This is a genomic window from Natronorubrum aibiense, assembly GCF_009392895.1.
GTDB classification, from domain to species: Archaea; Halobacteriota; Halobacteria; order Halobacteriales; family Natrialbaceae; genus Natronorubrum; species Natronorubrum aibiense.
This window is the reverse complement of sequence record NZ_CP045488.1, coordinates 1,074,553-1,094,626: the sequence shown is the minus strand read 5'-3', so window position 1 is coordinate 1,094,626 and position 20,074 is coordinate 1,074,553. Positions and strand designations below refer to the sequence as shown.

Here is a 20,074-nt window from a genome sequence, read left to right as displayed (position 1 = left end):
TCGTGGTGGAGCGACCGACCCTCACGGACACCAGCGAGGTGTTCGGGTGGTAATTCCAACCGACCCAGTTCGGGAAGGTCGAGGGGAATTAAATTCACCTGCGTCCATCCGCCCATTTCTGGGCGACATGGACAAAACGGTGAAGCCTCGGGGCTTGTCCCCGAGGTACTTCATAGCGCGTCTGGCCGTCCCGGATACCGACACCAGTGCACGGCAAGCCGTCAGCCGCGCGCCCGAGCGTTAAGTCGCTCCTCGTGGGATGTATGGGCTCGAGAGAACTATGTCCGTATCCGATCGATTACGACGGTTGCGATCGACGAGTGAGCCGCGGGAAGGGCCCGAGGCGGTCGAAAGCCAATCCCGTGGAGAACACGCCGCCTACGCTGCCGCTCGCGGGCTTCAGGCGGGGTTCGTCGCGACGCTTATCATGACCGCGTTCCGGCTCCCGATTTTACGGTCGTTGCCGCCGTCGGCGAACTTCTGGGCCCAGTATGTGACGGGTGACGACCCGGCGGACCATCCGATTGCCGGCCTCGCTTTGCACCTGCTCTACGGGGTGCAGGCGGGGGCGCTTTTCGGCGCGCTGTTCGCACTGCAGGACGCAGAGCGGTCGATCGAACCCGAGCAGCGCGGGCTCGTCTGGGGCTCGGTCTATGGAATGGCGTTGTCCGCGTTCGGTTCGCAGATCATGTTGAAGGAGTTGCTCGATATCCGACTCGGTACGGACGAACTGGCGCTGTTTCACGCCGGACATCTCGTCTACGGCCTTTCACTCGGTGCCTGGGTCGGTTCTCGCACCGAAGGCGTCGAGGACCCCGAACACGAGTACGAGTACGACAACGGGAACTAATTCCTTGACATCCTCCTGCAGCTAAAGCCGCACGCTCCTCAAATCTCTATAACTCGAGTTCGACCAAGACTTGCTGTGCCGATTACTGGGACGACTGCGACCGTGCTGTGGTTGGACGAACGTAGCGTACAAGCGGCCCGTATGAACCACGCGCCAGCCCTCGAGTCACGTCAGCTCCATCGTCTTGCGCCGCTTGAGGAGGTAGTAGCCCGCAACGATCGGCTGTAACGGGGGGACGAAAAGACTCAAAAACGCGATTCCGAGGTAGAGTCCCGGGTTCGGTCGCCAGTCGGTGCTGTACGTGCTGACGTATGCGGCGTCCTGATGGATCGCGATCGGAAACGTCCCGAAGGCGATCGCACCAGCCACTCCGATCGCGGTCAGAAACAGGCCCGGAAGCACGAGCAGGACGGCTATCCCTGCCGCGAGCGCACCGAACATCGTCGCTGCGAGCGAAAGCGCCACGACGGTCCACCAGCCGGACCACCCCGGTCGCGTTCCGAACCGCCTGTGGCGTCGAAGGAGATAGAACACGCCCGCCGCCGGTGCCCAGACGAGTGCGAACGCGGCGTTGAGCCACGGGTTCGGTGTCCAGTGCCCGCTCGCACGCGGTTGTCGGCGAATCCGTCGCGCGTCGAAAAAGATGGCAACGAGCAACCCGATCGTCAGGAACGTGTACCCGAAACTGCTGACCAGAAACAGTCCCCACTGGAGGCCAGGGACACCCGGTTCCGTCTCCTGTAATACGCCGACGATTCCCACCCCGATCACCGGTGGGAACAGGTACAGCAGTCGCTCGATGAGTCGCGCCCAGTCGATCCCGTCGGTGCGTGGCGTCATGACGGGATCCGGCCGCTTTCGACGGCCGTTCGGCTCGCGGTGGGGTCGGCTGTCGATTCCTGCGCTAGCATCGTCGCGTCGGTCTCGCTGCCAGTTGGCCCTGCTGACCGCTCACAGTGCGTGCTTGTACGCCTCGAGCGTCCGTTCGACGTCCTCGTCGGTGTGGCCGTAGCTGACGAACTGACACTCGAACTGGTTCTGTGAGAGGAAGACGTCCTGCGCTTTCATCTGGCCCCAGAAGACGCGCCGCCAGCGGTCGGTTTCGGCGTTTTTGACGCCGGCGGCGTTTTTCGGACAGTAGTCGTAGCGTGGACAGGTCGGGTTCTGCCGACAGCCCGCCGCACACTGTTCCTCGAGCGAGTCCTTGCCCGGCCCGTCGCGAGTGAAGATCACCTTGAACATGCTGTCGGTGCCGGTGACCGTATAGCTGGGTGCCTGATCGGCGACGATGTCGGTCAGCCCGCTGCGAAGCCGCTCGCCGAGGCCGTTGACGTGGCCGTAGACGTCGTTTTCGGCGGCGAACTGCAGGGTCTCGAGGCCGGCGGCCATCGTGACGGGGTGACCGGAGAAGGTGCCGGCCTGGAAGACGTCGCCGGCGGGGGCGAAGTCGTCGATGATTTCGGCGCGGCCGCCGATCGCGCCGACGGGGAAGCCGCCGCCGATGACTTTGCCGAACGTCGTCAGATCTGGCGTAATACCGAACTCGCTTTGGGCACAGCCCAGCCCGCCGACGCGGAAGCCGGTGATCACTTCGTCGAAGATCAGCAGCGAGCCGTGCTCGTTCGTGAGCTCCCGGAGGAACTCGTGATAGCCGTCCTCGGGGTGGACGATGCCGTAGTTGGCCAGAATCGGCTCGGTGAGGACCGCAGCGATGTCGTCACCGTGTTCCTCGAAGACCTCGCGCATGGCGTCTTCGTCGTTGAAGGGGACCGGGAGGGTGTGTTCGGCGAACGACTGTGGGATCCCCGCCGAGGAGGGGGCCGGGTTCTCGGCGTTGCCCTCGACGAGTGTCGACTCCTGAGCGCCGTGGTAGCCGCCCTGCATGACGACGATCTTGTTGCGGCCGGTGTGGCCGCGGGCGAGTCGGACCGCCGAAACGGTCGCTTCGGTGCCGGAGTTCACGAAGCGGATCTTCTCGACGCTCGGGACGTGCCGGACGACGAACTCCGCGAGGTCGACTTCGACTTCCGTCGGGGTTCCGTACATCGGTCCCGCGCTTGCCTGTTGCTGGATGGCTGCCTGTACCTGGTCGGGCAGGCTGTGGCCCAGCAGCAGCGGGCCAAGCCCCATCACCCAGTCGATATACCGGTTGCCGTCGGCGTCGATGACGTGGCCCGCGTCGCCTTTCTGGACGAAGAACGGATAGGGCTCGATCGCCGCTCGAACTGCCGAGTTGACGCCGCCGGGCATTACCGAGAGCGCCCGGTCGTACAGGTCGCGTGAGTTGTCGTCGTTCATACCCGGTGAGTTGGCAATGGGACGGGAAAGTAGTACCGGGGTTCGATCGTTCGCGTCTCGAGTCGGGTCTGGGACTCGAGGGCAGATGCTACGGGTTCGATGGAACCGCGAAAAGACGGAAAATCGATCCCGCTCGATGGAGAAACGAACGAACACACGGTGAGTGTGTGGCAGCCACCGGGGACCAACCGGCGACGACCGACGCCGATGCGGGCGTCAGAGTATCGATTACGAGAGTTTCACCGATTGTCCGGTTTAGACAGCGTCCGGGCCGGTCTTGCCGGTTCGAACCTGATAGGCGTCTTCGACGGGGACGACGAAGATCTTCCCGTCGCCCGGTTCGCCGGTGTTTGCGGCCTCGCCGATCGCGTCGACGACTTCGCCGGCGGGGATGTCGGCGACGACGCACTCGATTTTGACCTTCTGATGGAGGTCGACCGTGTACTCCTCGCCGCGCCACTGGCCTTTCTTCGCGGGCTGGGAGCCGCGACCGGAGACGTTGGTGACGGTCAGCGACGGCGCGCCGATCTCGGCGAGCGACTGCTTGATCGCCCCGAGTCGGTCGGGACGGACGATCGCTGTGACCATCTTGATCTCGCCGGTGTTCGGGTTGCCACCGTCGGAACGGATGATCCCGTTGCCAGTGGAACCGCCGTCGGTGGCGATATCCGGCTGGCCGAACTCGGGGTAGGTGTCGACGCCGTGTTCGGAGACGTCGAGTCCGTCGCGTTCGTGTTCTGGCGTGACTCGAGCCTGGCCGGCAGCCTTGAATACGAACCAGATGAGGGCGGTCGCACCGACCGTCCAGACGGTGATGAGGACGACACCGGTGAGCTGGGCGATGAACGCGTTCGCGATACTATCGACGACGCCCGGGGCGGCAACGAACGGGAACAGCAGCGTGCCGAGGACCCCGGCCGAGCCGTGGACGGGGAACACCGCACACACGTCGTCGATCTTCAGTCGCTCTTCGACGAACCCGAAGACGATCGGGAGCTGCGCGCCGGCGAGACCGCCGACGACGAACGCGCCCCACCACGAGACAGTGTCGGGGATCGCGGTGATCCCGACCAGGCCTGCCAGCAGGCCGTTGGCGACGTACAGAGTATCGACCTTCTCGGTCTTGAGCCACGCGACGAGGCCGGCACCCATCGCACCGCAGGCCATCGCGATCGTCGTGGCCATGGCGACACGACCGAGCTGGTCACCGAGGAACACGCCCTCGCCGATGATGGCCGAGGTGCCGACGTTGAAGCCGTACCAGCCGAAGGCCAACAGGAGCGTCCCGAGGACGGCGAACGTCAGCGAGTGGCCGGGAATGACGTTTGCAGTGCCGTCGTCGTTGTACCGGTCCATGCGCGGCCCGAGGATCCACGCGGCGGTGAGGCCGGCGATGCCGCCCATCCCGTGAACGATCATCCCGCCCGCGAAGTCGGCGAACGGCGTTCCAGTGAGCGTCTCGATGTAGCCACCAGCCCACGTGATCCCGGTGACGACGGGGTAGATGACTGCGGCCAGCAGGAACGTGTAGCCGATGTACGCGCGGAGTTTCGCACGACCAGCGACGGCCCCCGAAACGATGGTCGCCGCGGTCATGGCGAAGACGGCACCGTAAAGCCAGCCGATCCAACTACTCGGCTCACCCATGAACGCGGGCTCGAAGCTGCCACCGGCGACGACGCTTTCGATCCCGACGCCGATGAGGAAGAATACCGTCACACCGACGCTCCAGGTCAGCAGGTTCTTCGTCAGCTGGTTTGCCACGTTTTTCGAGCGCACCTGTCCCGCCTCGAGCATGGCGAAGCCAGCGTGCATGAAGAAGATGAGGAACGTGACGATCAGAATCCACGTGTTGTTGATCGCCTCGGTCAACATCTCCGTCTCCGCCTGCAGGAGTATCGGGTCCATCAACTGCTCACCTCCGATCCGTCCACATCGCACTCAGTTATTTGTAGACGTTCGTTTACGCCCAAGCCAATTGACTTCATGTATTTCTTCTGATTCACGTTTCATCTCGATGATCTAGCATAGTATAAGGCTTAGCGTTGACAATTGGCTATTTATCTTGGCGTAATAGGAACAAGTGAACAAATTTAAAGGTGATACAATGTGTATAAGGGTATCGAATATTGCGTATTTTTCGATCCGTGGACACATACCTCGCGTTTGTCAACCCAGTTTCGGAGGATAATTCGATGAAACGTACTCGAGGTGGTGACTTCGGCCGTTATATCGCTCCTGCGCGGCAGATGTTGCCGCCCGCGCTCGCCCGCTGGGCGGGCGCTGGACGTTCGTCCGAACGCCGGTTGTATACGTACCGAACACCGCTCAAAATCGACCGACTGTGTGTCGAACCGCGTCCCCGTTCGGGCTTGACTTCGACGACCGTCGCCAGTAGGCGACGTCGCCGCTGGCGATCCCCGACGCCGTCTTAGAGTCGCTTGGCGACGTCTTCGGCGAAGTACGTTAGAATGAGATCCGCCCCGGCACGTTTGATCGACAGTAGTGACTCGAGTGCGACGGCCTCGAGATCGAGCCATCCCTTCTCGGCGGCGGCGTGAAGCATGGCGTACTCGCCGGAGACGTTGTAGGCGGCGATAGGGTGGTCGAACTCCCGGCGAAGATCGCGCACGATGTCGAGATACGGCAGCGCGGGTTTGACCATCAGGACGTCCGCCCCCTGCTCGGCGTCGAGGCGAACCTCACGCATCGCCTCGCGCGCGTTTGCGGGATCCATCTGGTAGTGTCTGCGGTTGCCGAACGCAGGCGCACCGTCTGCGGCGTCCCGGAACGGGCCGTAGAAGGCACTCTCGTACTTCGCGGCGTAGCTCATAATCGGAACGTGTTCGAACCCCTTGCGGTCGAGTCCCTCGCGGATGGCGGCGACCATGCCGTCCATCATCCCGCTCGGTGCGATCATGTCCGCGCCAGCCTCCGCGTGGGAGACGGCGATCCGATCGAGCGCCTCGAGTGACGCGTCGTTGTCGACCGTCAGCGTCGGGTCGTGGGGACAGCCCTCGTAACCCGCCTCGCCGCGCAGCGCTTCCTCGAGTGGCCCGCAGTGACCGTGGTCGGTGTACTCGCAGAGACAGACGTCGGTGATGATGTAGGCGTCGGTGTCGGCGCTGATCCGTCGGGCCGCCTCCTGGACGACGCCGTCCTCGGCCCACGCGCGGGTTCCCTCGGGGTCTTTCGATTCGGGAATGCCGAACAGCATGACGGCGCCGACGCCCGTCTCGAGGACTTCCTCGACGCGGGCGACGCTCTCGTCGATCGGCACCCGTTCGTGGCCGGGCATCGACTCGATCGGGACCCGCTCGTCGGTCGTCGCGTCGACGAACACCGGAGCGATGAGATCCGCAGGCTCGAGGCTCGTCTCGCTGACGAGGCCGCGAACCCGGTCTTGGCGAAGCCGTCGGGGGCGGTGTGTGAGGTTCATACCGGCGTTACTGACGGAGCGGCCAAAAGCGGTGCGTTCGACGCTGGCGCTCGCGACGCTCCGGCGTAGAGCGCCACTTCCCCTCAGACGAGTGAGTCGATCTCCGCAAACGCATCTCGAACTCGGCGATGGGCGCTCGAGCCGTCAGTCGCCGAGAGAGCCAGCGCGGTCCGGAGCCGGGCCTTCCACGGTGGGAGGTCGCCGCCCGAAATCGCCCCGGCCTCGAGCAGCGTCCGGCCGCCACCGGGGCCGCCGTACAGCCCGGCCGTCGTCCCGGCGTGACAGCGCGAGGTGAGTATAACCGGCACCCCCGCGTCGATGGCGTCCTCGAGCGTCACACCGAGCGCGCCGGTCGTGTTCCCCAGCCCCGTTCCAGCGACGACGACGGCGTCGGCGTCGTCCTCGAGCGCGCGTTCGACCTGTCGGCCGTCGACGCCCATCGCGTTCGTGACGAGTTCGACCCGAACGTCGGGGTCGATGCGCGCGCCCGAAATCGGATTCGAGTAGCGCCCCGGTTCGCGCAGCGTTCGCAGCCCGTTCGGAGTGTGTTCGGCTACGGGACCGTGACTCGGGGAGGCGAACGTCTCGAGTTTACTCGTGTGGGATTTGACGACCCATCGAGCGCTGTGGACGGCGTCGTTGAACGCCAGATAGCTGCCGCCCGCTGTTCGGAACCGCTCGTCGGCTGCAGCGTGGACGGCCAACAACAGGTTCGTCGGGCCGTCGGTTCCCAACTCGTCGAACGGCCGCTGGGCGCCCGTGAAGACGACCGGGACGTCGGCCTCGAGAACAACGTCCGCGTAGTAGGCCGACTCGGCCATGGTATCGGTGCCGTGGGTGACGACGACGCCGTCGACGCCCTCACGCGCGGCACGTTCGATCGTATCGATGACCCGCCCGGCATTTTCGACATCCATCTGAAAGCCCGAGCGCTGACAGACGTCGTCGACGTCGATCGAGGCGTGCTCGGCGATTTCGGGAACGGCTTCGACGAGGTCGCCGCCGGAAACGTCGGGCGTTTTTCCAGTCTCGCTGCTGTCTTCGTCCTCGCTCGAGGTGCTCGCGATCGTGCCGCCGGTGCTGACGACCCTGACGTCGGGGTGCATACGATGGCCGTGAACCTCACCGGACAAGTGTGTATCCCTCGTCCCGGGGTCGAGTCCCCGTCGTTCCGGATATCGTCCGCCACACGCCGAGTCGACACGAAGTCGACCAGAACCACGGTATTCGCCTTGGATTCGAGGGTGACGCGGCGGCATTCGATGCGTATATACTTTTAAGTACGCGCCGCTTGTGTATGACTGTTAGCAATGGCCATAGATCCGCAGTTCACCGAGAATCGAGAACAGGTCGACGAACACAACGGCCACGCCGTCTGGGGTCCCGTCGATGAACCGGACGAACTCGGCATTCACGGCACCCACGTCGCCGTCGACTTCGATATCTGCCTCGCGGACGGGGCCTGTCTCGAGGACTGTCCCGTCGACGTCTTCGAGTGGGTCGAGACACCCGGACATCCGGAAAGCGAGGAGAAAGCCGACCCCGCAAACGAAGCCCAGTGTATCGATTGTATGCTCTGTGTCGACGTCTGTCCGGTCGATGCGATCGACGTTGACGCCGGTCGTACTGCCTGAGCTGTGCGTATTCGTCGATTCGACTGAGTTACTCAGCCCGGTCGACGTCCACTTTCTCTTTCAAGGTCTCGAGGCCGTCGGCTTCGGCGAGTTCCTGCAGGCGCTCGCGGAAGTGTTCCTCGCAGAGACCGACCTTGAGGCCCTCCGATTCGGCGGCAAAGGCAGCCTCTCGGTCACAGTAGTGGCAGTTCATGGATAGCCGTTGGAACCACGTTGCATTGAACCCTCCGCTCTCGGCGATGATTTACGTTAGTTACCTGATCTCTCTTCGATTTGTAACTGTTCGTACTCGGCTCGTGATAGGCCAGCAACGCCGAGTTCGTCCTCGTGGGCGTCGGTCCCACCAGTTACGAGCAGGTCGTTGCGGTCGATCGCATCCGCGACGAGTCGCTGGCCGTCCTCGTGACTTCGCGTGTAGGGATAATGGAACTCGACGGCTGACAGCGCTGGGTCGGTCGTCAGTGCAAGTGCGGCCTCGGGATCGCGGTAACGAAGCGGATGGGCGAGCGAGACGAGTCGACACGACGCATCGAGTGCGCCCAGTCCGTCTTCGAACGACGGCACGTCCCGCGGGACGTAACAGGGGTCACCGTACCCGATGAGTTCCTCGAACGCCCCCGCGTAGTCGTATCCCACCTCGGGGTGGGCGTCGATCGCTCGAGCGACGTGTGGCCGACCGAACCCGTCCGTGACGGTCACACCGAGGTCGATCCCGAGGCGATCCTCGACGCAGCCGACGATCGCCTGCCCCCGTTCGACCCGGTTTCGCTGAATCCCCGCGACGAGTTCCTCGAGTTCTGGCGTTGGGTCGACCCCGTAGCCAAGCAGATCGACGCGCTGTCCGTCCGGCGTCGAGACGCGGAGTTCGATCCCGTTGATGATCGTGACGCCATCGCGGTCGACCACCGGCGCGTCGAACGGCTGCATCCGGTCGTGATCCGTCACCGCGACGACGGCCACACCGGCACGGCGGGCCGCAGCTGGCACGGCCTCGAGGTCGAGGCTTCCGTCCGAGCGCGTCGTGTGGACGTGCAGGTCGGCGTAGGGCATTCACTCGAGCTGAGGGGTGATATTCGTAAAGTCGTTTCTCCGTCTTGGTTCCGGGAGGGTACGCGTCCTCGTCCTATTCTAGGAATATAAGGTGTATGGCTCTCCTAGAGAACCTACATGCACAATGTTTATAATCATTGTTCACCCACAAACGGGTGTAATGTTCCCAAACGGCTCCGGCGAATTCGCTGCTGACCGCAACTATCCCGTCACGACCGAGGAACTGATCGAAGAGTACGGCGATCGGACCCTCGAACTCCAGAACGGTTCCGAGACGGTCGGCGATGTACTCGCTCGCCTCGAGTCCGAAACGTTCGAGTCGCCGGAGGACGTCCGGCTTGCGCTCTCCTGTGCCGTCAGCAACAAGGCGGTCGGCCGAATCGGTTACAGCGACCGCGACCCGACACCGCTGGGGAGCCCGTACGCACCCGAGCCGATGTCGTTCTAACGACGGCCGATAACGGCGACGTTTTTCTGCGACTCGAGCGACGACAGGAGCGACGAGTCTATCGCTATCTAGAGTTGCCCGCCAGCTCGTACGATGGTCTTTCGCGTCCACGAGTAGCGATCCAACCAGGATGAGACAGACGGACTCGAGCGGCGCGCCCGTTTAGAACTCGTCGATGACTGGAATGCCGACCGTCTCGTAGTCGGTCATCGACGCGAGCTTGTCGTTGACGTCCTCGAGACCGATCGTCTCGGAGACGACCTTTTCGGGCTCGAGTTTGCCGGTCGAGACCATCCGGAAGATTTCGTCGTAGCGCGTCGGCGGCATGCCGAGCGAGCCGATGAACTCGATTTCCTGCATCACCATCGCGTCGGTCGGCAGGGAGACCATCCCCTGTTCGTCCTGTGTCGTCAGCCCGACCTGGATGTGCTGGCCGTGGGCGTCGAGACTGAGCACGGAGTTCTGGCACGTGGTCGCGATACCCAGCGCATCCATCGAGGCGTTCGCGCCGCCATCGGTGATCGACTTGATTTCGCCGGGCACGTCCTCGATATCCTCGGCGTTGACCGTTTCGACAGCACCGAGATCGGTCGCGCGCTCGAGTTTGTCGTCCGTGAGATCGACGGCGACGACGTTCGCGCCGAGCGCGTCGGCGATGTGGACCGCAGAGAGGCCGATTCCGCCACAGCCGTGGATCGAGACCCAGTCGCCCGCGCCGATGTCGGCACGGTGGGCCAGCGCGTGGAACGACGTCATGAACCGACAGCCCAGTCCGGCCATGTCGACCGACGAGACGCCGTCGGGCAGGTGGACGAGGTTGTGGTCGGCGACGGGGACGTGCACCTGCTCGGCGAACGCGCCCTGGGCCTGCTCGACGAAGCCAAGCGGCATGACGTTCTCACAGATGTTCGAGTGACCGCGCTGACACCGTGGGCAGGCCCCATCGCCGAGATTGAACGGAATCGCGACGTGGTCGCCTTCAGCGACGCCTTCGACTTCGTCGCCGACGGCGACGACGTGGCCCGCGGGTTCGTGACCCAGAATCTGCCCCGGCTGGGTCTCGAGATTCAGCCACTCCCAGTCGCCCTGCCAGCCGTGCCAGTCGCTCCGGCAGACACCGCAGGCTTCGACTTCGACGACTGCCCCGGTCGGGTCGGGGTCGGGCGCGTCGACGTCTTTGATCGTGAGCGGTTCGCCATGTTCCTCGAGTACTGCTGCACGCATACCATGGTAATTGGCATCACCGATCATATAGGTATGCCAAGAGGAACTTCTGTCACAAACTCGTCGAGAACGGGACTGGACGGGACGTCGGAACGGTCGAGCTCTGTCGTTGAATCAGTCCAGCAACTCGAGGCCGTCGGTAAGCTCGAGCGGAACCGACCCCTTCCGATAGCCCTCGACCCGACCGTTCGGTCGGGCGCGATAGACCACGGCGGGGCGATGGCGCACGTCGGGCTGTTCGCCGCGGACGGCGTTCCATTCGTCGTCACGGAAACTCGAGCAGTCGACGAAGAGGACGGCACCGCCGCCGTGTTCGGCGAGTTGGCCGTTGGTCTTCGTCTCGGCAGTGTCGCGGACGGCGGCGACGGGGCCGGCGGCTGCGCGGTTGGCCGGCGGCTGTGGCCGGGTGACCTCGACTAAGACGTTGGTCTCGTCGTCTTTGGCGCGGAAATCCAGCGAGTGGCCCGTCGTGACCTCGATCTCGGGGACGATGTCGTAGCCGGCGTCGGTGAGGACCTTCGCGGCGATGAACTCACCCATCGCGGCGCTCATGCGGACGCGGTCGACGTGGTCGCTGGTGCCCAGTTTGCCGGACATGACGTGTCGGTAGTCGTCGAGGACGCCGGTCGAAAAGAACTCCTCGAAAAAGCGGGTCGTCTCGCGGCGGCCCGCGTCGGGGAAGCCGGCGGCGTGTTCGCGGAAGAACGCGCGCGTCGACTCGCGGCCGTCTTTGGACATAAACACGGGGAGAAAGTACCACGAAATGTGTGGGTAGTCCGCGAGCCACGGCTCCTCCTCGTGCAGAGTCGCGAGCAGTTCGCGCTTGCTCCAGCGGGCGACGTGATAGGGAACTGATTGCCAGCCGAACTTGTCAGTTCGCCACAGTGACGAGGGCGTCTCGGTGTTGCCCATCCAGTATGCTTCCTCGTCGTTTCGCGCAAAGAGTGCGAGATCGCCGTTTTGCATCTCGAAGCGGTGTGTCTCCCAGTCTGCCCCGATCTCGAACCGCGGCGTCACTGCGCGGGCGCCGATGTTCGAGCGGAGCGGCTGAAGAATCTTCTGTCGAACTCGCTGTTCGCTCCAGAACGTGGGCGAATAACGAAAGCGAAGCGGCCGTGCCACGCCGCTTATTACGGTGTGGGGAGCCATACGTGTTACGTCCAAACAGCGAAATGAACGACCGTTACATTGATGTGCGTGAGCGTATAACATGATATTACTCGCTATGTCAATGGGTGCCTATGACGAAGACGAACACGAGCGACGCGAACGGCAAGCCTCGAGGGTCGACGCCGATTTCGACGACGAGCGGACGATCTATCACGGAAAAGTCGAGTACGACTCCGGTGAGTCGGCCGAGGAGTTGCTAGACCAGTTCGAGCAGATCAAATCGAACTAGTGGTTCGGGAGTACATGAGCGTCGAGTGAGCCCATTTTCGGACCGTCCTACTGGAGCGTTCGTGAGAGCGCCGTAACCGCGACGACGGCGACGACGTGGCTGGCGAGTACAGCGACTAACAACGAGTCCTCGAGCACGAACGGAACCAACAACAGCTGTACCGCGGCAAAGGCGATGTTGATCGCGTCGGCTCGTCGGTACCGGTGTGTCGTCGCCGGGTCGAACTCGTAGACGATCGCCCGCCAGCAACCGACGAGACTCGCCCACCAGCAGGTACCGATCCGGTAGACGACGTCCCAGAGGACGAGCAACGCGAGCCAAATCGCGACCGCCGGCGGCTCGGCTCCGAACAGATCGGTCACGAGTGACTGCCCGCTCGAGTCCGGCTCGACGACGAACAGATACGTAACCAGCGTGACGAACGCGAACACGCCGAGGACGACGTCGATGCTCGAACCGAACAGCAGCCGTCGGTACGCGGCCGGTGTCGGAAGGTCGCGCACGGTGCGACTGAACTGAATCATCAGCCAGCTGCCGATCGTCGCGACGACGACGGCGGCCGTGCCGGGGAGCACGGCCGCCGGGAGGTCGTAGACGGTCGCGACGACGAGAATCGCGGCTTCGAAGCCGAGAAACTGGAGTGCAACCGCCGTTCGAGCCGAGATGTCGAGTCCGGGAACCGTCCCGACGAGACTTTCGTAGACCCACGTCTCGCCGTACTCCGGCGACGTCATTCGGCGTCCCGCCTCGGCTGTGTCCGTGTCTCGAGGTGCGGGGTCGCCTCGTGGTCGGTGTCGAGCGCCCGTCGGACGGCGACGTCGAACGGCGTCGGCTCGACGTCGACGAGCTGTGCCAGTCTGTCATCCGTGACGACGACGGGGTTGCGAACGCCGCCGATCAGTGGGTAGGCGAGTTCTTTCGGAACGTCGGTGACGAGCCCGACCCAGTACGCCGAGAGCCGTGGGCTCAGGATCGGCACCGGGACGATCAGCGGCCGCCGGCCGGTCGCGATTTCGGCCGTCTCGATCAACATCTCTCGGTAGGTGAGGACGTCCGGTCCGCCGATCTCGTACGTTCCGCCGGCCGTCTCCGGTCGCTCGAGGACGGCCAGACAGTACGCGACGACGTCGTCGATCGCGATCGGCTGGCAGGGCGTCTCGATCCACTGCGGCGTTATCATCACCGGGAGCCGCGTCGCGAGCTGGCGGACCATCCGAAAGCTTGCACTGCCGTCGCCGACGATGACCGCCGCCCTGAGGACCGTTACGTCAGCAGATCCGGCCGCGAGTATCGTTTCGACTTCTCTGCGCGAGGCGAGGTGACTCGAAAGTTGGTCCGCGTCGCTGCCGAGCCCGCTGAGGTAGACGATCCGCTCGAGGCCGGCGTCGCTGGCCGCTCGCTCGAAGTTCCGGGCTGCGAGTCGATCCCGCGCGGCAAAGTCCCCGCTGGCGTCCATCGCGTGGATCAAGTAGTAGGCGACGTCGACGTCCTCGAGGCTCGCCTCGAATCCGCCCGGCTCGAGGACGTCGCCTTCGACGACCGTGACGTCGCCGGGTTGGTCGTAGGCATCGGCGTCTCTGACGAGGACGGTCACGTCGTGGGCCGTCTCGAGTAGGGCGTCGACGAGTCGTCGGCCAACGAAGCCTGTCGCCCCCGTCACGAGTACGTTCATAGCCCTCGTTCGGCTGGGACGGCCTTAACAGTCGTTCCCGACGACGAGACTGCGCTCACTCGAGGGCGTCCCACCCCGGCGTTTCGGGCGCGCCACGCTCGTCCTCGACGCGTTCGGCGACAGCCGGCGACGGTACTCCTTCGGCGGCGTCCCGTCGGCGCTGCCACTCGCGGATCGCCGGCCCGACCCACGACGCGTCCGTTTCTTGCTTGAGCGCGCGGTCCAGCGCCTGCTCGTAGTGATAGTCGGACGTCGCGAGCGTACCGGGACTCGAGGCTGCGGCGACGGCGAGACACTCTGCACGGTCGGTCGCCGTCAGTGCTCCGTTCGCAGCGCGGTCGATGACGCCCTCGAGTACGTCCGGTTGGGGGTGGGCGAACAGCTTCGCACCGAGGGCCTGCGAGCCTAGCAAGAGGCCATCAAGGTCATCGTCGACGGCCGCATCGAGCAGGCGCTCGCCGCCCCCGGCCGACTCGACGCGTTCACACTCCGTTTCTTGCTCGAGTGCGAGGGTGTGTTTCGGATACGCGCCACACTCCTCGGGGAAGTGCTCGCCGCCGTGGACGCGACACTGCAGCGTCGTCGGATCGAGAAAGACACACGTCGGGAGCCACGTCGGCTCCTCGCGTCCGACAGGAGCGACCGGTTTCGGCGGCTTTTGCAGGCCGACAAAGAAGACCGGCCGGCCGGCGACAGCGGCGATCGAGCGACCGTCGATCTCGACGCCTTCGGACGTCTCTCGTGCGTGCCAGAACCGTGGCGTCAGTGCGGCCGCCAGCCCCGCCTCGAGAAACGCCCGGATCTCGTCGCGGGTCAGCGGGACGAAAATGGGGTCGTCGTCGAGCGGCGCTCGCGTCGCGTTCGAATCGTCGAACGGCCGCCGTCGCTGGTGGTCCGTCCCGTCGCCTTCGGCCTCGAGCAGCGGCCGCCAGTCCAGACAACAGCCCGCACAACCTTCGCAGTTCACCTCCATGGGCAGCGGTACCACGACACTGTATATAAGCGATCGGTGCGGGGGAACGTCTTTCAGCGCTCGGCCCCCTGCCTCGAGTATGGCAACGGACTCCTGTGACGGCTGTGGTCGACCGGTCACGGTCACGGGCGGCATCGCCAACCTCTGGACGTTCGGCGAGGGCAGCGAGGGGACCGCGATGACGCTGGAGCTCGCGGACGGAACGAGCCATCTGCTGTGTTATCCCTGTATCGAGGCGTTGCCGGACGACGGTGAGCCGACCGCAGCGGATATCGACCGACTTGAGCAGGTCGACGAGGAAACCTCTCGGTTCGGTGTGCTGTAAGCGACGCCGATTCCGCCGACTGGTTGCCGGAGACGTGGGGAAAAAGCGGAAGGGGTGGGATTCGAACGCCACGAGGCATAGTGCCGCCGCGGGTCAGGTGACACCGCGGTGCTCTTCCGCTGAGCGACCCTTCCGTATCTCACACCGAGGGCGGATTTCGTATTTGTAATCGGCTGGCTACCCGCGGGTAATCGGTGCCTATAGCCGGATTCAGTCGCTGGTTAGTTCGCGTGATAGTTCAGTGCGAGCAACGGTCCGTAGCCTTTAGGATGCGGCCGCGCCGTGGAACGAACGGTGAATCCCGAGCGGATCTTCGATGAGTTTCCCGCACCGAGCTACCGCGGGGCTCAGGAGCAGGCCCTCCGCGACATTCGCGATGCCTTCGCGGCTGGTAACGACGTCGTGCTCGTGCGCGCACCGACAGGCAGCGGCAAGTCCCTGCTCGCCCGTGCCGTCGCCGGCTGTGCCCGGCGGATCGACGAAGCAGACCCCAGCGACGCCACTGGGGCTTACTACACGACCCCGCAGGTCTCACAACTCGACGACGTCGCGGCCGACGAGTTGCTCGCCGATCTGAACGTCATTCGCGGGAAGTCGAACTACACCTGCATCCTGCCTGACGAGCGCGAGACGCCAGTCAATCAGGCCCCTTGTGTCCGCGAGCGCGGCTACGACTGTTCCGTCAAGCACCGCTGTCCGTACTTCTCCGACCGGGCGATCGCTTCGAACCGAGACATCGCGGCGATGACGCTCGCGTACTTCATGCAGACCGCCGGCAGCGAGGTGTTTCGCAAGCGCGACGTCGTCGTCGTCGACGAGGCCCACGGCCTCGCCGAGTGGGCCGAGATGTACGCGACGATCCAGCTCGGCCCGCGCACGGTGCCGTTCTGGGACGATCTCCGCGTCCCCGTCGTCGACGATCTCGAGCGCGCCGTCCAGTACGCCGAAAACGTCGCCCAGATCTGTACGCGCCGGAAAGACGACCTCCTTGCCCAGGAGTCGCTCTCGGCGGCCGAGGTCCGAACGCGCGATCGACTCCAGGAGCTCATCGGCGAACTCGAGTGGTTCGTCTCGGACTACCGCGACCCACAGAGTCCGACGACGTGGCTGGTCGATCAATCCGAGCCCTCGAGTGCACGTGCACAGCGTCGCGACGAGGACGATGACCCCGCGGGCGGGCCGTTGACGATCAAGCCGATGAGCCCCGAGAAGTATCTCCAACACACCGTCTGGGACCGAGGCAACAAGTTCGCGTTGCTATCGGCGACGATCCTCAACAAGGACGCGTTCTGTCGGCAGGTCGGGCTCGATCCTGCCACCGTCGCGCTGGTCGACGTCGAACACACGTTCCCCGTCGAGAACCGGCCGTTGTACGACGTCACGCAGGGGAAAATGACCTACGACCAGCGATCCGAGACGACGCCGAAGATCGCCCGCACGATCGTCCGACTCATGCAACACCACCCCGACGAGAAGGGGTTGATCCACGCCCACTCCTACAGCATTCAGGAACGACTCGCCGAGTTACTCGCCGACTTCGGCGTCGGCGATCGCGTGCGAACACACGACCGCGACGGCCGCGATGCCGCCCTCGAGGAGTGGAAAGCTAGCGACGAGCCCGACGTCTTTCTGTCGGTGAAGATGGAGGAAGCGCTCGACCTCAAAGGCGACCTCTGTCGCTGGCAAGTGCTCTGTAAGGCCCCATTTCTCAATACCGGCGATTCTCGAGTCGCCCACCGACTCGAGGACGGCCAGTGGGCGTGGTACTACCGGACGACGCTGCGCACCGTCATTCAAGCCTGTGGCCGTGTCGTTCGCGCGCCCGACGATTACGGGGCGACGTATCTCGCCGACTCGAGTCTGCTGGATTGCTTCGAGCGAGCGCGAACGGACATGCCCGACTGGTTCGCGGTGCAGGTCGACCGGATGAGCCAGCCGGATCTACCGGTGTTCGACCCCGCTGCGGCGACCGCTGGCAGCAGTGGGGGGACTCGAAGCGGCGGCGGTGGCGAGCGGACGGGGTCGACACGTTCGAACCGAACGCGCTCTCGTTCGCGGCGGTCGGGTCGGTCGTCGTCCTCGAGTCCGCTGGCTGACGTCTGGGATACGGACGGCTGACGGCTGACTGGCGAGACTCGAGGCGAAAGCAACCGACAGCGAGCAGTTGCTCCCGGCAGCGCTGAGGTGTACGGAGAAGAAGGTGGTTCAGAATGCGGCGAGTGCGCCCCAGGCGACCATCGAGGAGACCATGAGGAACGCGAACGTAAGCGCGATGAGCTGGTTTCTGTCCATACGCGGGATAACACTCTCCGCCGGCATGAATGTCACGACGCTCGGTTTCCGAGGCCGTGGCTCGCTGCGCCGATCCTATTCGAACTGGGCGTCGACGACGACGTGTTCGACGCCGGCGCTATGACTCTTGACCTGGCGTTTCTCGAGGATCTCGAGGTCCCGTCCAGCGTCTTCTCCCGCCGCTTTCAGCCGCGCGATCGGGCGCTCCCAGAGCCGCGACTCCGGCGTCGCCTCGTGGTAGTGGACGACGCCGCCGGGGACGAGCGCCTCGAGGGCACTCGGGAGGAACTCGTGGGCCTCGTCGGTTCGGGTGCCGTGAGCGTCGTCCTCTGAATCGTCCGCGCTACCGTAGTAGCCCATCACGACCCGATCGGCGTCGACCTCGCCGGCGAGCTCGCGGCAGTCGCTCATGTAGGCGTCGACGCGGTCGCCGACGTCGTTCAACATCGCGTTCTCGAGCAGGTACCGAAAGGCGGTCGGATTGAGTTCGGTTGCCGTCACCTGCGCGCCGGCGCGTGCCATCGGGAGCGTGAAGTAGCCGATCCCGGCGAACATATCGAAGACCGTCTCGTCGGCCGTGACGAGGTCGCCCAGCCGAGCACGTTCGGCCTGATTCCCCGGCGAGAACATCACTTTCGCGGGATCGAGTCCGTAGCGCGTTCCGTGTTCCGTGTGGATCGTCTCGGTGTCGCACTCGCCCGCGAGCAGGCGCGTTCGTGGCTCGCGGTAGGTCCCGGCGTCACCGTCGTTTTCGATCCCCTCGTCCGCGAGCACGCTGTCGGCTTCGCCGTGGAGTTCGAGCAGGGATTCGGCTAAGTCCGTCTCGTCGTGACAGTCGTCGGGTACCGTCACGAGAATCACCGAGCCGATGACGGCCCACGACCCCGGGGCCGAGTCGAGCGCGTCATCGCTCCAGCCGCGGTCGGCAAGCAGCGCCTTGAGGTCCGGGTTTCGGGGTTCGGGCTCGAGTTGGCGAACCACCTCGAGGACGCGGGTGTCGGTCGGCGGCGCCGTCACCGGAAGGGCGACTCGTTCCGGGCCGTCCTCGCGGACCCGTCTCGAGTCGTCGTAGACGCCTTCGGCGCGAAGCGACTCGAGGGCCGTCTCCGTCTGTGGTTTCGCGACGATCGCAGCGAGTGGCGCGTCGGTCTCCGCACCGGCTTGCTCGAGGGCGTGGTCGACGGCGACCGGATCGTCGGTCGGCGAGTCCGGGTCGGGTTCGTCGTCACTCATCGTTCTCGTCCGGCAGCACGTGCAGGCCGGCACGGCTCTTGAGGACGGGTACCGTCTCGGCGTCGGGATCGAAGTAGTCCGGCCGCGCGATCGTTTTGGCCTGATACGTTTCGGGGTCGAGCACCTGTACCGCGTTGTCGTCTTCGACGGTGACGACGGTGGCCTCGACGGCGTCCTGGCGCTCGCCGAGTTTGCGCGCCTCGGGCGAGTCGCCCTCCTCGTAGCTCGCTTCGTAGCGCTCGCCGGTCGTCAGTCGAACGCCTTTGAGGTTGCCTCGAGCGCTGCGGACGAGCACCGGTCCCTCATCGTCGTTCGCGAGGTCGATGACGTCGCCCGGTGGGTACGGCGGCAGGCGAACAGCGAACGTCACCCGGTAGACCTCGTTGCCGTCGGAGTCTTCGGTGACGAGCGTTTCGGCGTCGTTGACGGTGCCACCGAACTCCTCGACCATCTTGTTCGAGATCTTCTTGCCGATTTTGTTGGTCGAGACTTTGATGTTCAGGCCGTCGTCGACCTCGCCGACTTCGGTGACGAAGGCGTTGCGATCGCCCGTCGCCTCCATATCTGCGACGATCTGGTTCGCGATCTCTTTCGCTCGCTCGGTCTCCTCGCTCGTTGGAGTTCGGTCCTCGGCACGGATTTGGACGATACTCGCGTAGTAGTCGCCGGAGATTCGCCCACAGCGGGTACAGGTCTGGCGGGCCATCTTGACCGGCACCATCACCTGTTCTTCGACCGGGGTACCCCGGACGACACCCGTAAAGTAACAGTGCATCCGGATCGTATTCGGGTCGATCTGTTCGGGTTCGACTTGCCAGGCGACGTCTTCGACGTCGATATGGACGCTCAGGGCTTCGCTGACCTCTTCGATGGCGATGTCGGTGTAATCTTTCGCGCCGACGTCGACCCACCGGTTACCGCGATAGACGGCCCCACACTGGGCGCAGACACGGACGTCGATTCGATCCGGCGCATCCACGAAGTCGAAATCCTCGAAATAACACGCATCGCAGAGTTCGACCTCCGCACCGGGCCGAAGCGGATCGACCGCAGACTCGTCGTCCGCATCGCTCGCTGATCGATCGGGAACCGGATCGCCACAGCGAGGACAGAACGCACGTGATTCACTCATTATCCTCTGTTGGTGTCTCAGCGAGTTAAACGGCGTGTTCCACCCGGCGATCGTAACGGCGGTTCCGGAGGCCATTTTTCAGCGGCCGCACTCGAGGACCGCCCG

The 20,074-nt window shown here is 64.5% G+C and carries 20 protein-coding genes and 1 tRNA gene; 6 read left to right on the top strand and 15 right to left on the bottom strand.

Translation table 11 applies throughout. The annotated features are described in order from the left end of the window. The first annotated feature begins 280 nt into the window (after nucleotides 1–280). Nucleotides 281–850: a DUF6789 family protein gene (locus GCU68_RS05460; protein WP_152939671.1), complete on the top strand. Its 570-nt coding sequence runs from the start codon at nucleotides 281–283 to the stop codon at nucleotides 848–850. 165 nt (nucleotides 851–1,015) lie between these two features. Here the strand turns inward: GCU68_RS05460 and GCU68_RS05455 are convergent, their stop codons facing one another. The 5 genes from GCU68_RS05455 to GCU68_RS05435 all read right to left on the bottom strand — a co-directional run bounded on the left by GCU68_RS05455 (nucleotide 1,016) and on the right by GCU68_RS05435 (nucleotide 7,693). Then, nucleotides 1,016–1,690 (bottom strand): hypothetical protein, encoded by a 675-nt coding sequence (locus GCU68_RS05455; protein WP_152939668.1) that lies wholly within the window; start codon nucleotides 1,688–1,690, stop codon nucleotides 1,016–1,018. Between the two features lie 111 nt (nucleotides 1,691–1,801). Beyond that, nucleotides 1,802–3,148, bottom strand: a complete 1,347-nt coding sequence (gene hemL / locus GCU68_RS05450; protein WP_152939666.1) for a glutamate-1-semialdehyde 2,1-aminomutase — start codon at nucleotides 3,146–3,148, stop codon at nucleotides 1,802–1,804. A gap of 255 nt (nucleotides 3,149–3,403) precedes the next feature. After that, complete coding sequence (locus GCU68_RS05445; RefSeq protein WP_152939664.1) at nucleotides 3,404–5,056, bottom strand: ammonium transporter; 1,653 nt, start codon at nucleotides 5,054–5,056, stop codon at nucleotides 3,404–3,406. 523 nt (nucleotides 5,057–5,579) lie between these two features. Beyond that, nucleotides 5,580–6,587: a porphobilinogen synthase gene (gene hemB, locus GCU68_RS05440; protein ID WP_152939662.1), complete on the bottom strand. Its 1,008-nt coding sequence runs from the start codon at nucleotides 6,585–6,587 to the stop codon at nucleotides 5,580–5,582. 83 nt (nucleotides 6,588–6,670) lie between these two features. After that, on the bottom strand, nucleotides 6,671–7,693 hold the full coding sequence (locus GCU68_RS05435) for an asparaginase (protein ID WP_152939660.1): 1,023 nt from the start codon (nucleotides 7,691–7,693) through the stop codon (nucleotides 6,671–6,673). A gap of 204 nt (nucleotides 7,694–7,897) precedes the next feature. On the opposite strand from GCU68_RS05435, the gene GCU68_RS05430 reads away from it, so the two are divergent. Beyond that, nucleotides 7,898–8,221 carry a 4Fe-4S dicluster domain-containing protein gene (locus GCU68_RS05430; RefSeq protein ID WP_152939658.1) on the top strand — a complete coding sequence of 108 codons (324 nt, stop codon included), beginning with the start codon at nucleotides 7,898–7,900 and terminating at the stop codon, nucleotides 8,219–8,221. Between the two features lie 28 nt (nucleotides 8,222–8,249). On the opposite strand, the gene GCU68_RS21235 is transcribed toward GCU68_RS05430, so the two are convergent. Further along, the gene (locus GCU68_RS21235; protein WP_006066091.1) at nucleotides 8,250–8,414 is read right to left on the bottom strand and encodes a DUF6757 family protein; all 165 of its coding nucleotides are present in this window, start codon (nucleotides 8,412–8,414) and stop codon (nucleotides 8,250–8,252) included. Nucleotides 8,415–8,470: 56 nt separating this feature from the next. Beyond that, the gene (locus GCU68_RS05425) at nucleotides 8,471–9,271 is read right to left on the bottom strand and encodes a PHP domain-containing protein (protein WP_152939656.1); all 801 of its coding nucleotides are present in this window, start codon (nucleotides 9,269–9,271) and stop codon (nucleotides 8,471–8,473) included. 160 nt (nucleotides 9,272–9,431) lie between these two features. Here GCU68_RS05425 and GCU68_RS05420 point away from each other — a divergent pair, with 160 nt between their 5' ends. Beyond that, nucleotides 9,432–9,719, top strand: coding sequence for a DUF2795 domain-containing protein (locus tag GCU68_RS05420; protein ID WP_152939654.1), 288 nt, complete (start codon nucleotides 9,432–9,434; stop codon nucleotides 9,717–9,719). 162 nt (nucleotides 9,720–9,881) lie between these two features. Here GCU68_RS05420 and GCU68_RS05415 read toward each other — a convergent pair whose 3' ends face one another. Both GCU68_RS05415 and GCU68_RS05410 read right to left on the bottom strand, forming a co-directional pair. Further along, nucleotides 9,882–10,943 carry a zinc-dependent alcohol dehydrogenase family protein gene (locus GCU68_RS05415; protein WP_152939652.1) on the bottom strand — a complete coding sequence of 354 codons (1,062 nt, stop codon included), beginning with the start codon at nucleotides 10,941–10,943 and terminating at the stop codon, nucleotides 9,882–9,884. Nucleotides 10,944–11,057: 114 nt separating this feature from the next. Next, complete coding sequence (locus tag GCU68_RS05410) at nucleotides 11,058–12,065, bottom strand: DUF5784 family protein (protein WP_152943609.1); 1,008 nt, start codon at nucleotides 12,063–12,065, stop codon at nucleotides 11,058–11,060. Nucleotides 12,066–12,168: 103 nt separating this feature from the next. Between GCU68_RS05410 and GCU68_RS21230 the strand changes: the two genes are divergently transcribed. After that, nucleotides 12,169–12,342 (top strand): DUF5786 family protein, encoded by a 174-nt coding sequence (locus GCU68_RS21230; RefSeq protein WP_008161165.1) that lies wholly within the window; start codon nucleotides 12,169–12,171, stop codon nucleotides 12,340–12,342. 47 nt (nucleotides 12,343–12,389) lie between these two features. Here the strand turns inward: GCU68_RS21230 and GCU68_RS05400 are convergent, their stop codons facing one another. Genes GCU68_RS05400 through GCU68_RS05390 form a run of 3 tightly spaced genes read right to left on the bottom strand, consistent with a single transcriptional unit; the run spans nucleotide 12,390 to nucleotide 14,987 of the window. Continuing rightward, a complete protein-coding gene (locus tag GCU68_RS05400) occupies nucleotides 12,390–13,076 on the bottom strand; it encodes a DUF7530 family protein (protein WP_152939648.1) in 687 nt (228 codons plus the stop codon). Then, nucleotides 13,073–14,014, bottom strand: a complete 942-nt coding sequence (locus tag GCU68_RS05395) for an NAD(P)H-binding protein (protein ID WP_152939646.1) — start codon at nucleotides 14,012–14,014, stop codon at nucleotides 13,073–13,075. The genes GCU68_RS05400 and GCU68_RS05395 overlap by 4 nt, the downstream gene beginning before the upstream one ends. 55 nt (nucleotides 14,015–14,069) lie before the next feature. After that, the gene (locus GCU68_RS05390) at nucleotides 14,070–14,987 is read right to left on the bottom strand and encodes a YkgJ family cysteine cluster protein (RefSeq protein ID WP_152939644.1); all 918 of its coding nucleotides are present in this window, start codon (nucleotides 14,985–14,987) and stop codon (nucleotides 14,070–14,072) included. 79 nt (nucleotides 14,988–15,066) lie between these two features. Between GCU68_RS05390 and GCU68_RS05385 the strand changes: the two genes are divergently transcribed. Continuing rightward, nucleotides 15,067–15,312, top strand: coding sequence for a DUF7561 family protein (locus GCU68_RS05385; protein ID WP_152939642.1), 246 nt, complete (start codon nucleotides 15,067–15,069; stop codon nucleotides 15,310–15,312). A gap of 46 nt (nucleotides 15,313–15,358) precedes the next feature. Here GCU68_RS05385 and GCU68_RS05380 read toward each other — a convergent pair. After that, nucleotides 15,359–15,446: transfer RNA gene (locus GCU68_RS05380), tRNA-Asp, on the bottom strand. 160 nt (nucleotides 15,447–15,606) lie between these two features. Between GCU68_RS05380 and GCU68_RS05375 the strand changes: the two genes are divergently transcribed. Continuing rightward, nucleotides 15,607–17,430, top strand: a complete 1,824-nt coding sequence (locus tag GCU68_RS05375) for a helicase C-terminal domain-containing protein (RefSeq protein WP_152943607.1) — start codon at nucleotides 15,607–15,609, stop codon at nucleotides 17,428–17,430. 249 nt (nucleotides 17,431–17,679) lie between these two features. On the opposite strand, the gene GCU68_RS05370 is transcribed toward GCU68_RS05375, so the two are convergent. Continuing rightward, nucleotides 17,680–18,837 (bottom strand): class I SAM-dependent methyltransferase, encoded by a 1,158-nt coding sequence (locus tag GCU68_RS05370; protein WP_152939641.1) that lies wholly within the window; start codon nucleotides 18,835–18,837, stop codon nucleotides 17,680–17,682. Beyond that, entirely contained in the window at nucleotides 18,830–19,969 is a 1,140-nt protein-coding gene (locus GCU68_RS05365) for a 60S ribosomal export protein NMD3 (RefSeq protein ID WP_152939639.1), read from the bottom strand. The genes GCU68_RS05370 and GCU68_RS05365 overlap by 8 nt, the downstream gene beginning before the upstream one ends. Nucleotides 19,970–20,074 lie beyond the last annotated feature (105 nt).